Annotated in this window: 11 protein-coding genes; 6 read left to right on the plus strand and 5 right to left on the minus strand. The window is 73.4% G+C overall.

All coding sequences use genetic code 11. The features are described from left to right. Window positions 1-173: 173 nt before the first annotated feature. A complete protein-coding gene (locus tag ACSRUE_RS24925; RefSeq protein ID WP_441285771.1) occupies window positions 174-998 on the minus strand; it encodes an SDR family oxidoreductase in 825 nt (274 codons plus the stop codon). 75 nt (window positions 999-1,073) lie between these two features. Further along, on the minus strand, window positions 1,074-1,343 hold the full coding sequence (locus ACSRUE_RS24930; protein WP_437766688.1) for a hypothetical protein: 270 nt from the start codon (window positions 1,341-1,343) through the stop codon (window positions 1,074-1,076). 331 nt (window positions 1,344-1,674) lie between these two features. Between ACSRUE_RS24930 and ACSRUE_RS24935 the strand changes: the two genes are divergently transcribed. Continuing rightward, the gene (locus tag ACSRUE_RS24935) at window positions 1,675-5,565 is read left to right on the plus strand and encodes a serine/threonine-protein kinase (protein ID WP_441285772.1); all 3,891 of its coding nucleotides are present in this window, start codon (window positions 1,675-1,677) and stop codon (window positions 5,563-5,565) included. Window positions 5,566-5,694: 129 nt separating this feature from the next. Further along, window positions 5,695-7,410 carry a DUF6178 family protein gene (locus ACSRUE_RS24940; RefSeq protein WP_441285773.1) on the plus strand — a complete coding sequence of 572 codons (1,716 nt, stop codon included), beginning with the start codon at window positions 5,695-5,697 and terminating at the stop codon, window positions 7,408-7,410. A gap of 62 nt (window positions 7,411-7,472) precedes the next feature. Here ACSRUE_RS24940 and ACSRUE_RS24945 read toward each other — a convergent pair whose 3' ends face one another. Continuing rightward, entirely contained in the window at window positions 7,473-8,414 is a 942-nt protein-coding gene (locus tag ACSRUE_RS24945) for a hypothetical protein (protein ID WP_441285774.1), read from the minus strand. A 348-nt stretch (window positions 8,415-8,762) separates the two neighbouring features. Here ACSRUE_RS24945 and ACSRUE_RS24950 point away from each other — a divergent pair, with 348 nt between their 5' ends. The 3 genes from ACSRUE_RS24950 to ACSRUE_RS24960 all read left to right on the plus strand — a co-directional run bounded on the left by ACSRUE_RS24950 (window position 8,763) and on the right by ACSRUE_RS24960 (window position 11,502). Beyond that, entirely contained in the window at window positions 8,763-9,551 is a 789-nt protein-coding gene (locus ACSRUE_RS24950; protein ID WP_441285775.1) for an SDR family NAD(P)-dependent oxidoreductase, read from the plus strand. A gap of 107 nt (window positions 9,552-9,658) precedes the next feature. After that, window positions 9,659-11,041, plus strand: a complete 1,383-nt coding sequence (locus ACSRUE_RS24955; RefSeq protein ID WP_441285776.1) for an MFS transporter — start codon at window positions 9,659-9,661, stop codon at window positions 11,039-11,041. A 101-nt stretch (window positions 11,042-11,142) separates the two neighbouring features. After that, the gene (locus ACSRUE_RS24960) at window positions 11,143-11,502 is read left to right on the plus strand and encodes a hypothetical protein (protein ID WP_441285777.1); all 360 of its coding nucleotides are present in this window, start codon (window positions 11,143-11,145) and stop codon (window positions 11,500-11,502) included. 37 nt (window positions 11,503-11,539) lie between these two features. On the opposite strand, the gene ACSRUE_RS24965 is transcribed toward ACSRUE_RS24960, so the two are convergent. Beyond that, on the minus strand, window positions 11,540-12,334 hold the full coding sequence (locus ACSRUE_RS24965; RefSeq protein WP_441285778.1) for a hypothetical protein: 795 nt from the start codon (window positions 12,332-12,334) through the stop codon (window positions 11,540-11,542). A gap of 292 nt (window positions 12,335-12,626) precedes the next feature. On the opposite strand from ACSRUE_RS24965, the gene ACSRUE_RS24970 reads away from it, so the two are divergent. Next, entirely contained in the window at window positions 12,627-13,091 is a 465-nt protein-coding gene (locus ACSRUE_RS24970; protein ID WP_441285779.1) for a DUF2243 domain-containing protein, read from the plus strand. On the opposite strand, the gene ACSRUE_RS24975 is transcribed toward ACSRUE_RS24970, so the two are convergent. Beyond that, window positions 13,065-13,898: a hypothetical protein gene (locus tag ACSRUE_RS24975; protein WP_441285780.1), complete on the minus strand. Its 834-nt coding sequence runs from the start codon at window positions 13,896-13,898 to the stop codon at window positions 13,065-13,067. The genes ACSRUE_RS24970 and ACSRUE_RS24975 overlap by 27 nt on opposite strands. Between the last annotated feature and the right edge of the window lie 198 nt (window positions 13,899-14,096).

Below are 14,096 nucleotides of genomic sequence, written 5' to 3' on the forward strand. Positions count from 1 at the left end.
CGGGATATGAGGCGCCTCTACGAGCGACGCACAGAGGCCATTCGTGCGCTACGCGACACCATCAGACTTCGAGAAGCCAGGAAGCTCTCCCCCCGGAGAGCGCGGTTGCGATGAGTATCCCCGAAATCCGCGGCGTATCGGCGTACGACCTGCGTGCCCGGTCTCGCCCGCGCTCACCCCACCGCAGGCCCGGCCTTCCGCTGGGCGCTGTCGCAGACCCACCGGACCACCCCAGGAATGACCCCCTGCGCGATCGCGCTCACGCGCGAGCCCACGTCGGGGTAGATCTCGAACCGCCCGCGCGCCATGCCGTCGGCCATGCTGCGCGCCACGGCGTCCGGCTCGAGCGTCTTCACGTTGCCCGCGATGGCCTTCGTCTCCGCCGGCTTGTACTGGTTCTCGAACGCCAGCTGCGGAGTTTCGGTGTCGGGCGGCATGCACACGCTCACCCGCACGCCGTGAGGCCACATCTCCGCGCGCAGCGCCTGCGAGAAGCCGATCAGCGCGAACTTGCTCGCCGCGTACGGCGTGTACCCGTAGATGCCGATCACGCCCGCGAGCGACGAGACGTTGAGCACATGGCCGGCGCCGCGCGCCGCCATCGCCGGGAGCACCGCCTTGCACAGGTGCACGGCGCCAAAGAAGTTCACGTCCATCATGCCCCGGAACTGCTCCATCGGCAGCTCGAGGAAGCGCCCCGGCATCACCACGCCCGCGTTGTTCACGAGGTGATCGATCGGCCGCTCGGCGAGCCGCGACTCCATCGCCCGCGCCACGTCGTCCGCCCGGCTGATGTCGAGCTCCAGGACGTCGACCCGCGCGGAGGGGTGCTCGCGCCGGATGCCCACGGCGGCCTCGTCGAGGAGGGCGCGGCGGCGCGCCACCAGCGTGACCGCGGCGCCGTACCCCGCGACGAGCCTCGCGAACGACAGCCCGATGCCGCTCGAGCCGCCGGTGATGAGAACGCTCTTGCCCTGGAAATAAGTTCGGGTGTCCATCGGCGGCCGAACCTACCCCAGGACCGCCCGAGGCGCGAGGCGCTCGTGCGGGCCCGCGGCGGCGCGCCTCATCGGTCACGCCGCCGCTTCTTCAGCGCGTCCTTCAGGGTGAGCTCTCCCCGATACGCCACTGGCCCGCTTCAAACCGCCCAGCGCGCTCGCCCACGCCCTCACCTTCCGGCTCACGGCGGTCTTCGCGCTGCTCAGATAGTTTCTCGCCTCACCGCTGTACAGGCCGGCGGCGAACACCGCTGCGAGGCTCGCCGCCGCGGCCACCGGCCGGAGCGCTCTCCGGCCGAGCTTGTTGAGCTTCCTCTTTTGCTTCTTCGAGAGCTTCGCCTTCATGATCCCATCAGCTCAGCAGGGGTCGTGCCATGGCGAACAGGGCCGAAGCGCGGTGACGAGCGCAATGCGCCCCCGTGACGCGCGCCCCCGCAGACAGGACGTTTTGCCTCGGTAGGGTGAAAATGCCCCTTCCGGCGCCGGCGCTCACGGGGCACGCCACCCGCGCTACGACGAGTGATGTTGGGAATATCACAATCTGGGCGGGCTTGCGGCCGCCGGCGGGCGGCCTCGTCCGGCCGCTGCGGGCGGAGTCGCTGGCGATCGGGGCCGAGTTCGTTTACTCCGTTGTAAGCAGGCTCATGCGAGATCTCAGGTAAGACGGGGAGCCGGGATGCGCGTGGGAGACGTCATCGACCGTCGCTTCCTGATCGAGCGCCTCGCCAGCTCGGGCGGGATGGGGGACGTCTACCGCGCCTGCGATCTGGTCACGAACGAGCCGGTGGCGCTGAAGGTCTTGCAGCGGCGAGGGCTCCAGGACGCGATCCGGTTCGCGCGCGAGGTCGAGGCGCTCGAGGCGCTCACCGCGCTGCGGCACCCGGGCATCGTGCGCTACATCGCACACGGCGCGACCGACGCGGGACAGCCCTACCTCGCGATGGAGTGGCTCGCCGGCGAGACGCTGACCGAGCGGCTCACCCGCAGCTCGCTCACGATCGCCGAGAGCATCGCGCTCGCGTCGCGCATCGCGTCGACGCTCGGCGTCGTGCACCGCGCCGGCATCGTCCACCGCGACCTCAAGCCGAGCAACCTGCTCCTCGTGGGCGGCGCGATCGAGGGGGTCACGCTCATCGACTTCGGTGTGGTGCGCCTCGGCGCCATGGACCGGCACCTCACCATGCCCGGCACGATGCTCGGCACCCCGGGCTACATGGCGCCGGAGCAGGCCCGCAGCGAGCCGAACATCGACCCCCGCGCCGACGTCTTCTCGCTCGGCTGCGTGCTCTTCAAGTGCCTCACCGGGCGCTCGGCGTTCCAGGGCGCCGACGGGCTCTCGGTGCTCATCAAAGTCATCCTCGAGGAGCCGCCGCGGCTCCGGGAGCTGCGCGGGGACATCCCCGAGGCGCTCGACGATCTCGTCGCGCGCATGCTCGCGAAGCCGCCGAAGGACCGGCCCCGCGACGGCGACGCGGTCGCGGCGGAGCTGCTCGCGCTCGACGACGCGGGCGTCGGCGCCGCGAGCAGCCGCCCGTCGAACACCCTGCGCGGGGGCGAGATCACCACGAACGAGCGCAAGATGATGTGCCTCGTGCTCGCGCGCGACGCGAGCGGCGACGCCGAGGCGACGCGCTCCCAGGAGGAGGACCTGGAGCGCAGCAAGGCGCTCATCGCCGTCGCCGAGCGCTACCAGGGCGAGCTCGAGATCCTGGAGTCCCGCTCGCCGCTCATCGTGCTCACCGCCGGCGGCGCCCCGACCGACCTCGCGGCGCAGTCCGCCCGCTGCGCGCTCGCGCTGAATGCGCTGCTCGGCAGCGTGCCGGTCGCGCTCGTCACGGGCCGCGCGGAGATGTCCGCGCGGCTGCCGGTCGGCGAGCTCATCGACCGCGCGGTCCACCTGCTGCCGCCCGCGCACGCGCCCGCCCGCGCGGACGCCGTCTGCATGGACGAGGTGACCGCGGGGCTGCTCGGCGCCCGGTTCGACGTGACCCGCGACGCGGGCGGCCTCCGCCTGCACGGCGAGCGCGAGGAGCTCGCCTCCACGCCGCCCCTGCTCGGCAAGCCGACGCCGTGCGTCGGGCGCGACCGCGAGCTCGCGCTGCTGGAGGCGGCGTTCTCGCACTGCGTCGAGGAGTCGACGCCGGGCGCCGTGCTCGTGACCGCGCCCGCGGGCGCAGGGAAGTCCCGCCTGCGCTCCGAGCTGATCCGGCGGCTCCGCGACCGCGGCGAGGACCTGGAGGTGTGGATCGGGCGCGGCGACCCGATGAGCGCCGGCTCGGCCTTCGCGCTGCTCGCCCCGGCGCTGCGGCGCGCGATCGGCCTCTTCGAGGGCGAGCCCATCGAGGCGCGGCAGCGCAAGCTCCGCGCGCGCGTCGCGCGGTACGGCCACGCCGAATCGGCGCGCACCGCGGCGTTCCTCGGGGAGCTCGTCGGCGTGCCGTTCCCCGACGGCGACAGCGTGCAGCTGATGGCGGCGCGGCGCAGCCCCGTGCTGATGAGCGACCAGATCCGCGTCGCCTGGGAGGAGCTCCTCAGGGCCGAGTGCTCGGCGAGGCCCGTGCTGCTCGTGCTCGAGGACCTGCACTGGGGCGATCTGCCGAGCGTGCTGCTCGTCGACTCGGCGCTCCGCAACCTCGGCGATCAGCGGCTGATGGTGCTCGCGCTCGGCCGGCCGGAGGTGCGGGAGCTCTTCCCGAAGCTCTGGGCGGGGCGCGGCGTCCACGAGGTGCAGCTGTCGGGGCTGCCGCGGCGCGCGAGCGAGCGGCTGGTGCGCCAGGTGCTCGGCGAGGGCGTCGCGCCGGAGCTCCTCGCGATGATCGTCGACCGCGCCGACGGCAACGCGTTCTACCTGGAGGAGCAGCTCCGCGCGGTGGCCGACGGCAAGGGCGCCGATCTGCCCGAGACCGTGGTGGCGATGGTGCAGGCGCGCATCGAGGCGCTCGACATCGAGGCGCGGCGCGCGCTGCGGGCGGCGAGCGTCTTCGGGCAGACGTTCTGGCAGGGCGGGGTGTCGGCGCTCGTGGGCGGGGCGCAGGTCGCGCCGAAGCTGGTCGAGCTGGAGCAGCGCGAGGTGATCTCCCGGCGCGGCGAGGGCAGCCTCCCCGGCGAGGTGGAGTACGGCTTCCAGCACGCGATCGTGCGGGAGGCGGCCTACGGGATGCTGACGGACGGCGACCGGCGGCTCGGGCACCGGCTCGCCGGCGAGTGGCTGTCGCGCGCGGGCGCGGGCGCGGCGGACGCGATGGCGCTCGGCGAGCACTTCGAGCGCGGCGGCGAGCTGTCGCGGGCCGCGGCCGCGTACTGCCGCGCGGCGGAGCAGGCGCTGCGGGCGCAGGACCTCGCCGCGGCGATCGAGCGCGCCGAGCGCGGCGTCGCGTGCGGCCCGAGCGCGCAGGCGCTCGGCGCGCTGCGCCTCGTGGAGGCCGAGGCGCACGTCTGGCGCGGGGAGCTCGCGCTCGCGGAGCAGCGCGGGACCGAGGCGGTGGAGCGGCTGGCCGCCGGCTCCGCGGCGTGGTTCTCGGCGATCAAGCACGTCGCCATGGCGGCGGGCAAGCTGGGCGGCTTCGAGCGGGTGGAGCGCTGGATGAGCGCGGCGCAGGCCGCCGAGGCGGAGGCGGAGGGCGCGCTCGTGGCGAAGCACATGTGCCTCGGCGAGGGGGCGCTGCTGCTCGTGTTCGGGGGGCGCTACGCGTTCGCGGACGCGCTGATCGAGGCGATCGAGGGCGACGGGACGGACCTCGCGGAGCGGGAGGTCGAGGTCGTGGCGCGGCTGCACGCGGCGCGGTCCGCCCGGGCGCTCGTGAACGGCGATCCCAGCGCGTGCCTCGCGGGGCTGTCCGCGGCGCTCGCGGCGTACGAGCGCGCGGGCGACCGCGGCAACGCGTGCGCGTTCCGCATGAACGTCGGGTACATGCACGCGGAGCTCGGGGATTTCGCGGGCGCGGAGGAGGTGCTGCGCAGCGCGCTCTCGGGCGCGGAGCGGATGGGGCTGCACGATCTCGCGGTGGCGACGCTCAGCAACCTGGGGCACGTCCTCGGCTACCGGGGGAGGCTCGAGGAGGCGGAGCGGACCGAGCGCGAGGCGATCGCGCTGTCGCAGCGGCTCGGGGATCCGCGCACGGAGGGGAGCGCGCGGACGTACCTCGCGCGGATCGCGCTGCTTGCGCGGGACTTCGAGGGGGCGGAGCAGGAGGCGAGGGCGGCGGCGGAGATCCTGCAGAGCGCGCCGCCGCTGCGCGCGGCGGCGGTGGCGGCGAGGGCGAGGGCGCTGCTCGGGCTGGGGAGGTTCGACGAGGCGCTGTCGGCGGCGGGGGAGGCGTTCTCGATGCTGAACGCGCTCGGGGCGATCGAGGAGGGGGAGTCCGCGGTGAGGAACGTCTACGCGGAGGCGCTGGCGGCGAACGGGATGGAGGCGGACTGCGCGGCGGCGATCGCGGCGGCGAGGGAGCGGCTGATGGAGAGGGCGGGGAAGATCAGCGATCCGGTGTGGAGGGAGCGGTTCCTCACGATACCGGAGAACCAGCGGACGCTGGAGATGGCGGCGAGGTGGGGAGGGCCCTCGGCGTGAGCCAGGCTCGTTCGGTCACAAGACCTCCTCCACCCCACCATCGGTCACCAACGTAAACGTTCGGATGTAGCCGAACGCGGCGCGAAGCTTGGTTAGCTCCTCGGAGCACAAAGAGAGGTGAGACTCGATATGACGACGATCGCAAGGTCGACCCGCCCTCGCCACCTCGTGGCGAGGCTCCTCGAGCGGCCGGACCTCGTGCACCTGGTGCAGGGGCTCGCGGCCCCGGTCCTCACCCGGCTGATCCGCCACATCGGCCTCGAGGACGCGGGAGAGATCGTCGCGCTCGCGACGACCGAGCAGCTCAAGGGGATCTTCGACGAGGATCTGTGGCGCAGCGAGCGCCCGGGCAAGGACGAGACGTTCGATGCGGATCGATTCGCCCTCTGGCTCGAGGTCATGCTCGAGGCCGGCGAGGCGTTCGCTGCGCGGAAGATCGCCGAGCTCGACGAGGACTTCGTCACGATGGCCCTGTGCAAGCACGTCCTGGTGATCGACGTCGACGGGCTCAGCGTGCAGATGTCGAGCTCGGAGCACTCGGACGACGACGATCTCGTGGAGAAGGCGCTCGAGGGCTGCCAGTATCAAGAGTTCGAGGAGTTCCGCGTCATCGCGAGGGACAACCGGAGCTGGGATGCGCTCCTCCTGGTCCTGGTCGAGCTCGACAGGGAGCACCACGCGCTCCTGCGAGCGCTGCTCGAGCGCTGCTGCGCGATCTCGACCGAGTACATCGAGGACTCCGGCGGCCTCTACGACGTCCTCACCTCCGAGGAGATGCTGGACTCCGACGTGGCCGCGGAGCGGGAAGAGCGGCGCGAGCTCGAGGGGTTCGTCGCCCCGTCCGCGGCCCTGAGCTTCCTCGAGCTGTCGAAGGTCACGCCGCTCGAAGAGATCCTGAGCTCCCGGACGTACGACGCCGTCACGCGCGCGCATTTCCGGGCGGCGGCGAGGGCGCGACCCCCCGCCGCGCCGACCCGGCGGCCGACCTCCCGCGAGGACGAGGGCGCCCCGACCGCGGAGAGCCTCCAGAGCTTCCTCGAGGTGCTCCGCGAGGCGGACGTCCTGCCGCCCGCGACCGAGCCGCGGCTCCTCGAGGCCGGCGCGAAGCGCGGGGAAGAGCTGCTGTTCACGCAGGCGATCCGCGAGGTGATGGCGCGCGACGCGGAGCTCTACGGGAAGCGGCTGATGGAGCTGAGCTACCTCGTGAACGTGCTCATCTCCGGCTGCAGCCACGACGGCCGCGCGCTCCGGCCGTTCGAGGCGGTCGAGGCCGCGCTCTGCACCTGCAATCTCGGGTTCGAACGCCTCCTCGGAGAGCGCGCGGAGCGCAAGAGACCGGGGCCGGACGCGCTCGTCGCGTCGGTGGCCGAGCACGACGCGGTGAAGGCGTTCATGGTCGGGTGGAACCTCCTGCACCACGAGGTGGTGCTCTTCGCCGCCGGCGCGCTCCGGAAGGCGCTGGCCGAGCTGGCCGCGAGCCAGCCGGACGCGCAGGCGGCCCGTGAGATCGAGCGCGTGGCCGCCGGGCTCGGGGCGGACGCCGACGCGGGCAAGCCGTGGCGCTCGCGGGGCAAGCTCGATCGGATCGCGCGCGCGCTCGGGGCCGAGGCGACGTCGGCCTATCGCGCGCTCCTGGACGAGCTCCCGGCGCTGCCCCCGGGCATGGGCCGGGGGGCGCGGGGCTCGCGCTTCCTCTCGAGCGCCGCGCAGGTCCGGGCCCTCCAGGCGATGCTGGCGCGGCCGGAGGGGCGCGGGGCGAAGAGCACGGCGGCGCCGGCCGCGCCCGCTGCGCCCGCCAAGCCTCGGCGCAAGCGCTCTCCGACAGGTGCCGGCCCCCGGAAGTGACGCAGCGGTCGCGCCGCCACGCCGGCGGCGCCTCCCGGCAGGGGAGCGGGAGGCGGAGAGGGTCAGCCCTCGCGGGGCTCGGCCGGCAGGCCGGCGTTCTTGCGGAGGGCGGCGATCAGGCGGTCCATCGCCTCGCGGTAGGCCTTCTGGGCCGCGGCGATGCGCTCCTCCATCGTCTCGTCGATCTGCTTCGCCTGGGTCGCGGACGAGTCGAGCATCGCCTTGCTGCGCCCGAGCTCCTCGATGCGCTCCTCCGACGCCTTCTTCTCCTCGTCGGTGCGGCTGCCAGAGGACTGGAATGCTCGCTCCGCCTGGACCGCCTCGTCGATCGACTTCTTGATGGTCTCGATCTCCTCGAGCATCCGGCGGAGCCGGAGCTTGTGCTCGACCATGTCGATGTGGACGACGTAGCTCACGAAGCTCACGGCGTCGGCCTGCTTCTCGAGCGTCGCGGCGTTCTCCTTGCCGAGCGAGGCGCGGTAGCGCTCGATGCGGCGGTGCGCCTCGCTGCGCTCGCGGACGTACTTCTCGAGCTGGCGCTCGACGCCCTCCGCGAGCGCGTGCGCCGTGGCCCCGGTGACGTCGACGTCGCACCCCTTCTGCTTGACGACGTACTGCGCGGCGCCGCTCACCTTGCGGGTGAGGTCCTCCTTGTTGTCGTTGAAGAACGCCATCGCGCCGTCGACGGCGCGCACGCGCTCCACGTAGTCGTAGCCCCGGCCCGCCGCGTCCGCCTGCTCGATGACGTCGAGGACCTGCTTCCAGTCCGGCTTCTTGAGCTGGTCAGGATAGCCCGCGAACTGCGCTGTGGCGCGCTTCGCGAGGTCGTCGCGCTCGCCGAACGACGTGGCCGTCGCCTGCAGCTCGGCCGGGTAGCGCTCCGCATAGCCGCTCTGCGAGGCCGACGACGCGATCTCGGGCTCCGGCTTGGGGGCGCTGCAGCCGAGCGCGAAGAGCTGGCCGGCCAGGAAGAGCGCGCCGGCGACAAGGTACGGTCGGTTCATGGGCGCTGGCCTATAGCCCATCTCCGCCCTGGCCGCGCGCGCTCCGCGCCGACGCCACCTCGGTCAAGGGGGACGTGGCCCACATCCGCGCAGCCCGGCGCAACCAGGGCGACGCACGCACGACACCACGGCACAAGGCGCCATGTGGCGCGTCGTGTACGCGTCGTTTGAAATGCGCATAACTGTGGAATCGCTTCCCTTTTGTATGCGCCCTTGGCATCGTCACGGACCCGCTCTGCGCGTTCGGTTTGCGCTCCAGACGGCCGAAGACGGTTGTTCCTCGCTCGGCGTTTCGCTGGCGCCGGCGCCTGTCCTGGAGGCGCCGGCCATCCTTGAGGGATGTGACGCATGGGAGCTCTGAAAGACAAGGTCGTCATCGTCACGGGCGCGAGCTCGGGCATCGGCAGGGCGACGGCCGTCGCCCTGGCCGCCGAGGGCGCCAGGGTCGTCGCGAGCGCGCGGCGCGAGGCGCAGGGGCGCCAGCTCGTCGCGGCCGTCAAGGATCGCGGCGGGGAGATCACCTGGGTCACCGCCGACATGCGGGTCGAGGGCGACGTCGAGGCGCTCGTGAAGGCCGCGATGTCCACCTACGGGCGCCTCGACTGCAGCTTCAACAACGCCGGAGCCGGCTCGCTGGTGCCGCTCGCCGACATGTCCAACGCCGACTACGACCTGGTCATGGACACGAACCTCCGCGGCGTCTTCTGGTGCATGAAGTACCAGATCAAGGCCATGCTCGCGAGCGGCGGGGGCTCGATCGTCAACTGCGCCTCGGTGGCCGCGTCGCGCTTCTTCCCCGGGCTCGCGGTCTACGCTGCCTCCAAGGCCGGCCTCGTCGCGCTCACGCGCACCGCCGCGGTCGAGTACGCGCAGAAGGGGATCCGCATCAACGCGGTGAGCCCCGGCGTCGTCGAGTCGGAGATGGCGACGGCCGGCTGGCGCCTCGACGATCCCCAGGGCCGCGCCTTCGCCGCGTCGCTCCACGCCATGAACCGCGTCGGCGGGCCCGACGAGGTAACCGCGCTCGTCGCCTTCCTCTTCAGCGACAAGGCCTCGTTCATCACCGGCCAGGACGTCGCCGTCGATGGGGGCCTCCTCTCGGCGGCGTGGCCCGCCAACTACGCTGGCGGGGGCTGATCCGCGCGCCGCCGCAGAGCCCGGCCGGAGGCCACGCGCCTCACCCCGCCGCGCCCCGATCCTCCGAATCCCGGGTTCCCGGGCCTCCTGCGCCCCATACTGCGGCCATGGGTCAGCCTGAAGCGGAGCCGGCCCCCGCGGCGGGTCGTGGTGCGCGCCCGGCGGCCTCCGCCCCGTCGCTGTTGCGCGCGCTCCGCCACCGGAACTACCAGCTCTTCTTCGCCGGCCAGCTCGTCTCGCTGGTCGGCACCTGGATGCAGTCGGTCGCCCAGTCGTGGCTCGTCTACCGGCTGACGGGCTCGTCGCTGCTGCTCGGCAGCGTCGGGTTCGCGACGCAGATCCCCGTCTTCCTGCTCGCCCCGATCGGCGGCGCCGTGGCCGATCGGCGGAGCCGCCACCGCATCCTGCTCGTCACGCAGTCCGCCGCGATGGCGCTCGCCTTCGGGCTCGGCGCGCTCACCCTGAGCGGGCACGTCCAGGTCCCGCACATCCTCGGGTTCAGCGTGCTCCTCGGCGTGGTGAACGCGTTCGACATCCCGACGCGGCAGGCGTTCGTCGTCGAGATGGTGGGCAGGGAGGACCTCGCCAACGCCATCGCGCTCAACTCTTCGATGTTCAACGGGGCGCGGATCCTCGGCCCGGCGGTGGCGGGCATCCTCGTCGGCGCGATCGGCGAGGGGTGGTGCTTCGTCGCGAACGGGGTGAGCTTCCTTGCCGTGCTCGGGAGCCTCCTGGCGATGCGCGTCGCGCCCCGCCCGACCGCCGCCGGGCGCGGCTCCGCGTTCGCCCACACGGTCGAGGGCTTCCAGTTCGTCGCGCGCACCAGGGCCATCCGCGCGCTCCTCCTCCTGCTCGGGGTCGTGAGCGTCACCGCGATGCCGTACGCGGTGCTGATGCCGATCTTCGCCGATCGGATCCTGCGCGGGGGGGCGCAGGGGCTCGGCATCCTGATGGGCGCGTCGGGCGTCGGGGCGCTGCTCGGCGCGCTCGTCCTCGCCAGCCGGAGGCGGCTCGGGGGCCTCGGCCGCTGGGTCGCCGCGGCCTGCGCGGGGTTCGGGGTGGCGCTCGGGCTGTTCGCGCTGTCGCGGTCGTTCTGGCTCTCGGCGCTCCTGCTCGTGCCCGTCGGCTTCTCGATGATGGTGCAGATGGCGGGGTCGAATACGCTCGTGCAGGCGATGGTGCCGGACGCGCTCCGCGGGCGCGTCATGGCGGTCTACGCGATGATGTTCATGGGGATGGCTCCGCTCGGCGCGCTGCTCGCCGGCTGGCTCGCGGGCGAGATCGGCGCGCCCGCGACCGTCGCCTCGGGCGGCGCGTGCTGCGTCGCCGCGGCGGCGGTGTTCGCCGCGAGGCTCCCCGGGATGCGGCAGCAGGCGCGGGAGCTGATCATCGCCCAGCAGATGGCCGCCGGCACGCCCTCGGAGCAGCTCACCCAGCCGGTCGCGGTGGGGGCCGCCTCGGAGGAGCAGCGCGCGGCGCGGCCGGCGTGAGCGGGCGGGGCCGGCGCGGTCCGGCACCTCGCATGCACCCCGCGGGTCGAGGCGGGCGTGTGTGCGGTCGGCGCACTGCGCGCCGGGCGAGGGAGGGGATCATGGGGCAAGAGGCCAAGCAGCGGTCCGGGGCGCAGGGGCAAGAGAACGGGCGGTTCGACGAGGTCGATCAATCGAAGGGGATCTTCCGGCTCGACGGGCCGCACCCCAAGGACGCCGAGCTCCGCGCGCCGGGCTCGCTCGGCGGCGGGCCGTACGAGGAGTCGGGCCGCGGCGGCCCCGCGGGCTCGCTCGAGCTGCGGGAGACCGACCCCGAGGCCACGGCCGCGGGCGCGGCGGCCCCGCCCGAGGAGGAGCCGGCGCCGGAGAGCGGCGCGACCGAGCAGGCGCAACCGAAAGGCGCGTTGCCCCAGCACGAGGAGCCGGACGCGAAGGAGCGCAAGGCCGCCGGGCAGAAGTAGCGGGGCGCGGCGGCGCCCGCGCCGGCGCCTCGCGCGCTCACCGCGGGGCCACGGCGCTCGCGACCCCGAGGGCAACGTACCTGCCGGCAGTGCCGAGCACGCCCATCTTGTCGCGGAAGCCCTTCATGAGCCGGTCGGGCATGATCAGATCGTCGAGCAAGAAGCCGCCGAGCGCCGACAGCGTGCCCGTGAGCGCGCTGCTGCGCTGCCCTGCGGCGTGGAGCGCCGCCTCGTAGCCGATGCCCCACACGATCATGCCCGTGGCGAGCGCCGCGACTCCGGTGGGCGTGGCGACCGGATCGAACCGGTCCTTCGCGCGCCGACCCCCGAGGCCGACCGCCGCCGCCATGGCGTTCATGGCGGCCCAGGGCGATCCGCGCTTGAGGGTGGACGCTGCCATCATCGTGCACATCGTCGCTGCCGTCAGCACGGCGCCGGTCCGCAGCCCGCGCGTGACGATCTCGCTCATCCGGATCGCCTGCTGAGGGCGCTGCGCCGCTGCGCGAGGCGTCGCCCGGGGAGACCCGGGCGTCGCCTCGGGCGGCAGGGCGGTCGCCTCGGGCGACAGCGCCGTCGCCTCGGGCGGCGAGGCGATCGGCGCGGCGGCCACCGAGGCGGCTTCGGGCGGCGGGGACGCCGCCTGGGCAGGTGAAGTCACCCCCTCGGTGGGCGGGACCAGCGCCTCGGGCTGATCCGGCGCCGCGCCTTCCCGGCGGCCGACATGGAGGTAGTCCTCGCGGCCGTCATGGTACGTGTAGGGGACCGGCCTGGGACCCTGGTGCTCCGGCTCCGCCGTTCCTGCGGCGCGTTCCGGGTTCATTCGATTGTCCATCTGGCACCTTTCAGCGATTTCTGCGGATACGTGGGTTCCTCTCCCCGACATGTGCCAACTCCGTGCCAGGTCCGAGCTGGCCAGTCCATCGAGGCGGGGCGCCCTTGGTTCATGGCCGGCGAGCGCGCCGCGGTCCGGCGGCGGCGAACCGGTCGCTCCGCCGGCCCGACCGATCCGTCCTCCGCCGCCCGACGGCTGTGGTTTGCCGCTCGCATGGGGGCGCGCTCAGGAGGATTTCATGAGCACAGCCCGCCCGCTGGAGATCACCACCGCCTCGAGGACATCACGCGCCGTGAAGACGGCGGGTGTGATCTTCGGCCTGGGCGCAGGTGGCCTGATCGACGGCATCCTGTTTCATCAGCTCCTGCAGTGGCATCATCTGATCTGCTTCAGCTGCCATCCTGGCGCGACCATCGACGATGTGAGGCGGAACATCTTCGCCGACGGTCTGTTCGGCGCTGTCGCATTGAGCCTCACCGTGGCAGGGGTCATCAAGCTCTGGCGCGCCCTGCGCGCGGGCGGAGCTGAGCTCCCCGGACGGATGTTCCCGGGCGCCGCCGCCATCGGCTGGGGGCTGTTCAACCTGGTCGAGGGGGTGATCGATCATCACCTCTTGCAGATCCACCACGTCCGTCCAGGTCCGGGTCAGCTGGGCTGGGACCTGGCCTTCCTCGCGTCCGGCGTCCTGCTGATGCTGGTCGGCCGGCGCCTGACGCGCGAGGCGCCCGCGTCAGTGGCCGCGCTTGCTCGGGCCTGACTCGCCCCCGCGCCAGGCCAGCTGGACCAGGCGGTGCAGCAGCGACAGCGAGGGCGCCAGAGGGCCCGCCTCGGGCGACGGAAACGCGCTCGTCAGCTGGGCCGCGGCGTACGGCGTCCTCCTGGCGATGAGCAGCTCGCAGCGGCCGTCGAACACAGCGGGGTCCCGGGGCGAGGCGGGGGGATCCAGCGAGAGCCCTTCCGGGAGCTCTGCGACGGCACGCCTCAGGTCGTCGAGCTCGTCGAGCGCGAGGCGCCGCTCGTGCGGCGCTCCTGCGCCGTCGCCGCCCGCGCGCAGCAGCGCGTGCCCGCTGGCCTGCGAGCGGAACGGGCCGCCCGAGGAGGGGGACAGCGAGAGCTCGACCTTGACCCAGCGGCGCCCTCCGCCGGCCGGCGCGATGCCCTCGAGGACGAGCAGCCAGTCGGGGGCCGCGGGCCGGCGCGCCAGCGCGCGCCTCGCCCAGCGGCGCTGCGCTGCTGCCCCGACCCACGGCGAGAGCCCCGCGTGCCACGCGCGGAACGCGAGCTCATCGCGGTACGCCGCGCCCGGGAGCCACCCCCTGGCCACGCCGATCGACTCCCAGACCGCGAGCCCGGCCGCGAGCGCCGGACCCACGCTGATGCACTGGACCAGCCCCGGAATGCAGGCGCCGGCCGCCGCGAGCACGGCGCCACCGGCCGCCGCCGAGGCGGCCAGCTGGACCGCGCCGAGCCCGAGCTCCCACGGCTTGCAGCCCCGGCACCGCTGCCGCAGCTCGGCGGTGCTCAGCTCGCTCGGATCGCGCAGGTCGCAGGCCGCTCTGGTCATAGTCCTCGTTGCCATCCCGGGCACGGCCCGGAGCCGAACTCTGCCAGCATACCGCGATCCAGCGGCGGCGACCCGATCCAGGTTGCTCCGTCGATCTCGTACCGCGTCGCCGAAGGACGAATTGGGGGGGTGAAGCGGGGCGATCCGTCGGGTCGGGTTCGCGGTGCCCAACGTGAGCGAACCGTCGCATTCGCTTGG

This window comes from Sorangium sp. KYC3313 (assembly GCF_052075895.1).
Classification (GTDB): Bacteria; Myxococcota_A; Polyangia; order Polyangiales; family Polyangiaceae; genus Sorangium; species Sorangium cellulosum_B.

Bases quoted from the DNA above. Each gene is read 5' to 3' on its own strand.
- ACSRUE_RS24940 (WP_441285773.1), top strand. From the start codon at position 5,695: ATGACGACGATCGCAAGGTCGACCCGCCCTCGCCACCTCGTGGCGAGG.
- ACSRUE_RS24965 (WP_441285778.1), bottom strand. From the start codon at position 12,334: ATGGACAATCGAATGAACCCGGAACGCGCCGCAGGAACGGCGGAGCCG.
- ACSRUE_RS24935 (WP_441285772.1), top strand. From the start codon at position 1,675: ATGCGCGTGGGAGACGTCATCGACCGTCGCTTCCTGATCGAGCGCCTC.
- ACSRUE_RS24930 (WP_437766688.1), bottom strand. From the start codon at position 1,343: ATGAAGGCGAAGCTCTCGAAGAAGCAAAAGAGGAAGCTCAACAAGCTC.
- ACSRUE_RS24975 (WP_441285780.1), bottom strand. From the start codon at position 13,898: ATGACCAGAGCGGCCTGCGACCTGCGCGATCCGAGCGAGCTGAGCACC.
- ACSRUE_RS24960 (WP_441285777.1), top strand. From the start codon at position 11,143: ATGGGGCAAGAGGCCAAGCAGCGGTCCGGGGCGCAGGGGCAAGAGAAC.
- ACSRUE_RS24950 (WP_441285775.1), top strand. From the start codon at position 8,763: ATGGGAGCTCTGAAAGACAAGGTCGTCATCGTCACGGGCGCGAGCTCG.
- ACSRUE_RS24945 (WP_441285774.1), bottom strand. From the start codon at position 8,414: ATGAACCGACCGTACCTTGTCGCCGGCGCGCTCTTCCTGGCCGGCCAG.
- ACSRUE_RS24955 (WP_441285776.1), top strand. From the start codon at position 9,659: ATGGGTCAGCCTGAAGCGGAGCCGGCCCCCGCGGCGGGTCGTGGTGCG.
- ACSRUE_RS24925 (WP_441285771.1), bottom strand. From the start codon at position 998: ATGGACACCCGAACTTATTTCCAGGGCAAGAGCGTTCTCATCACCGGC.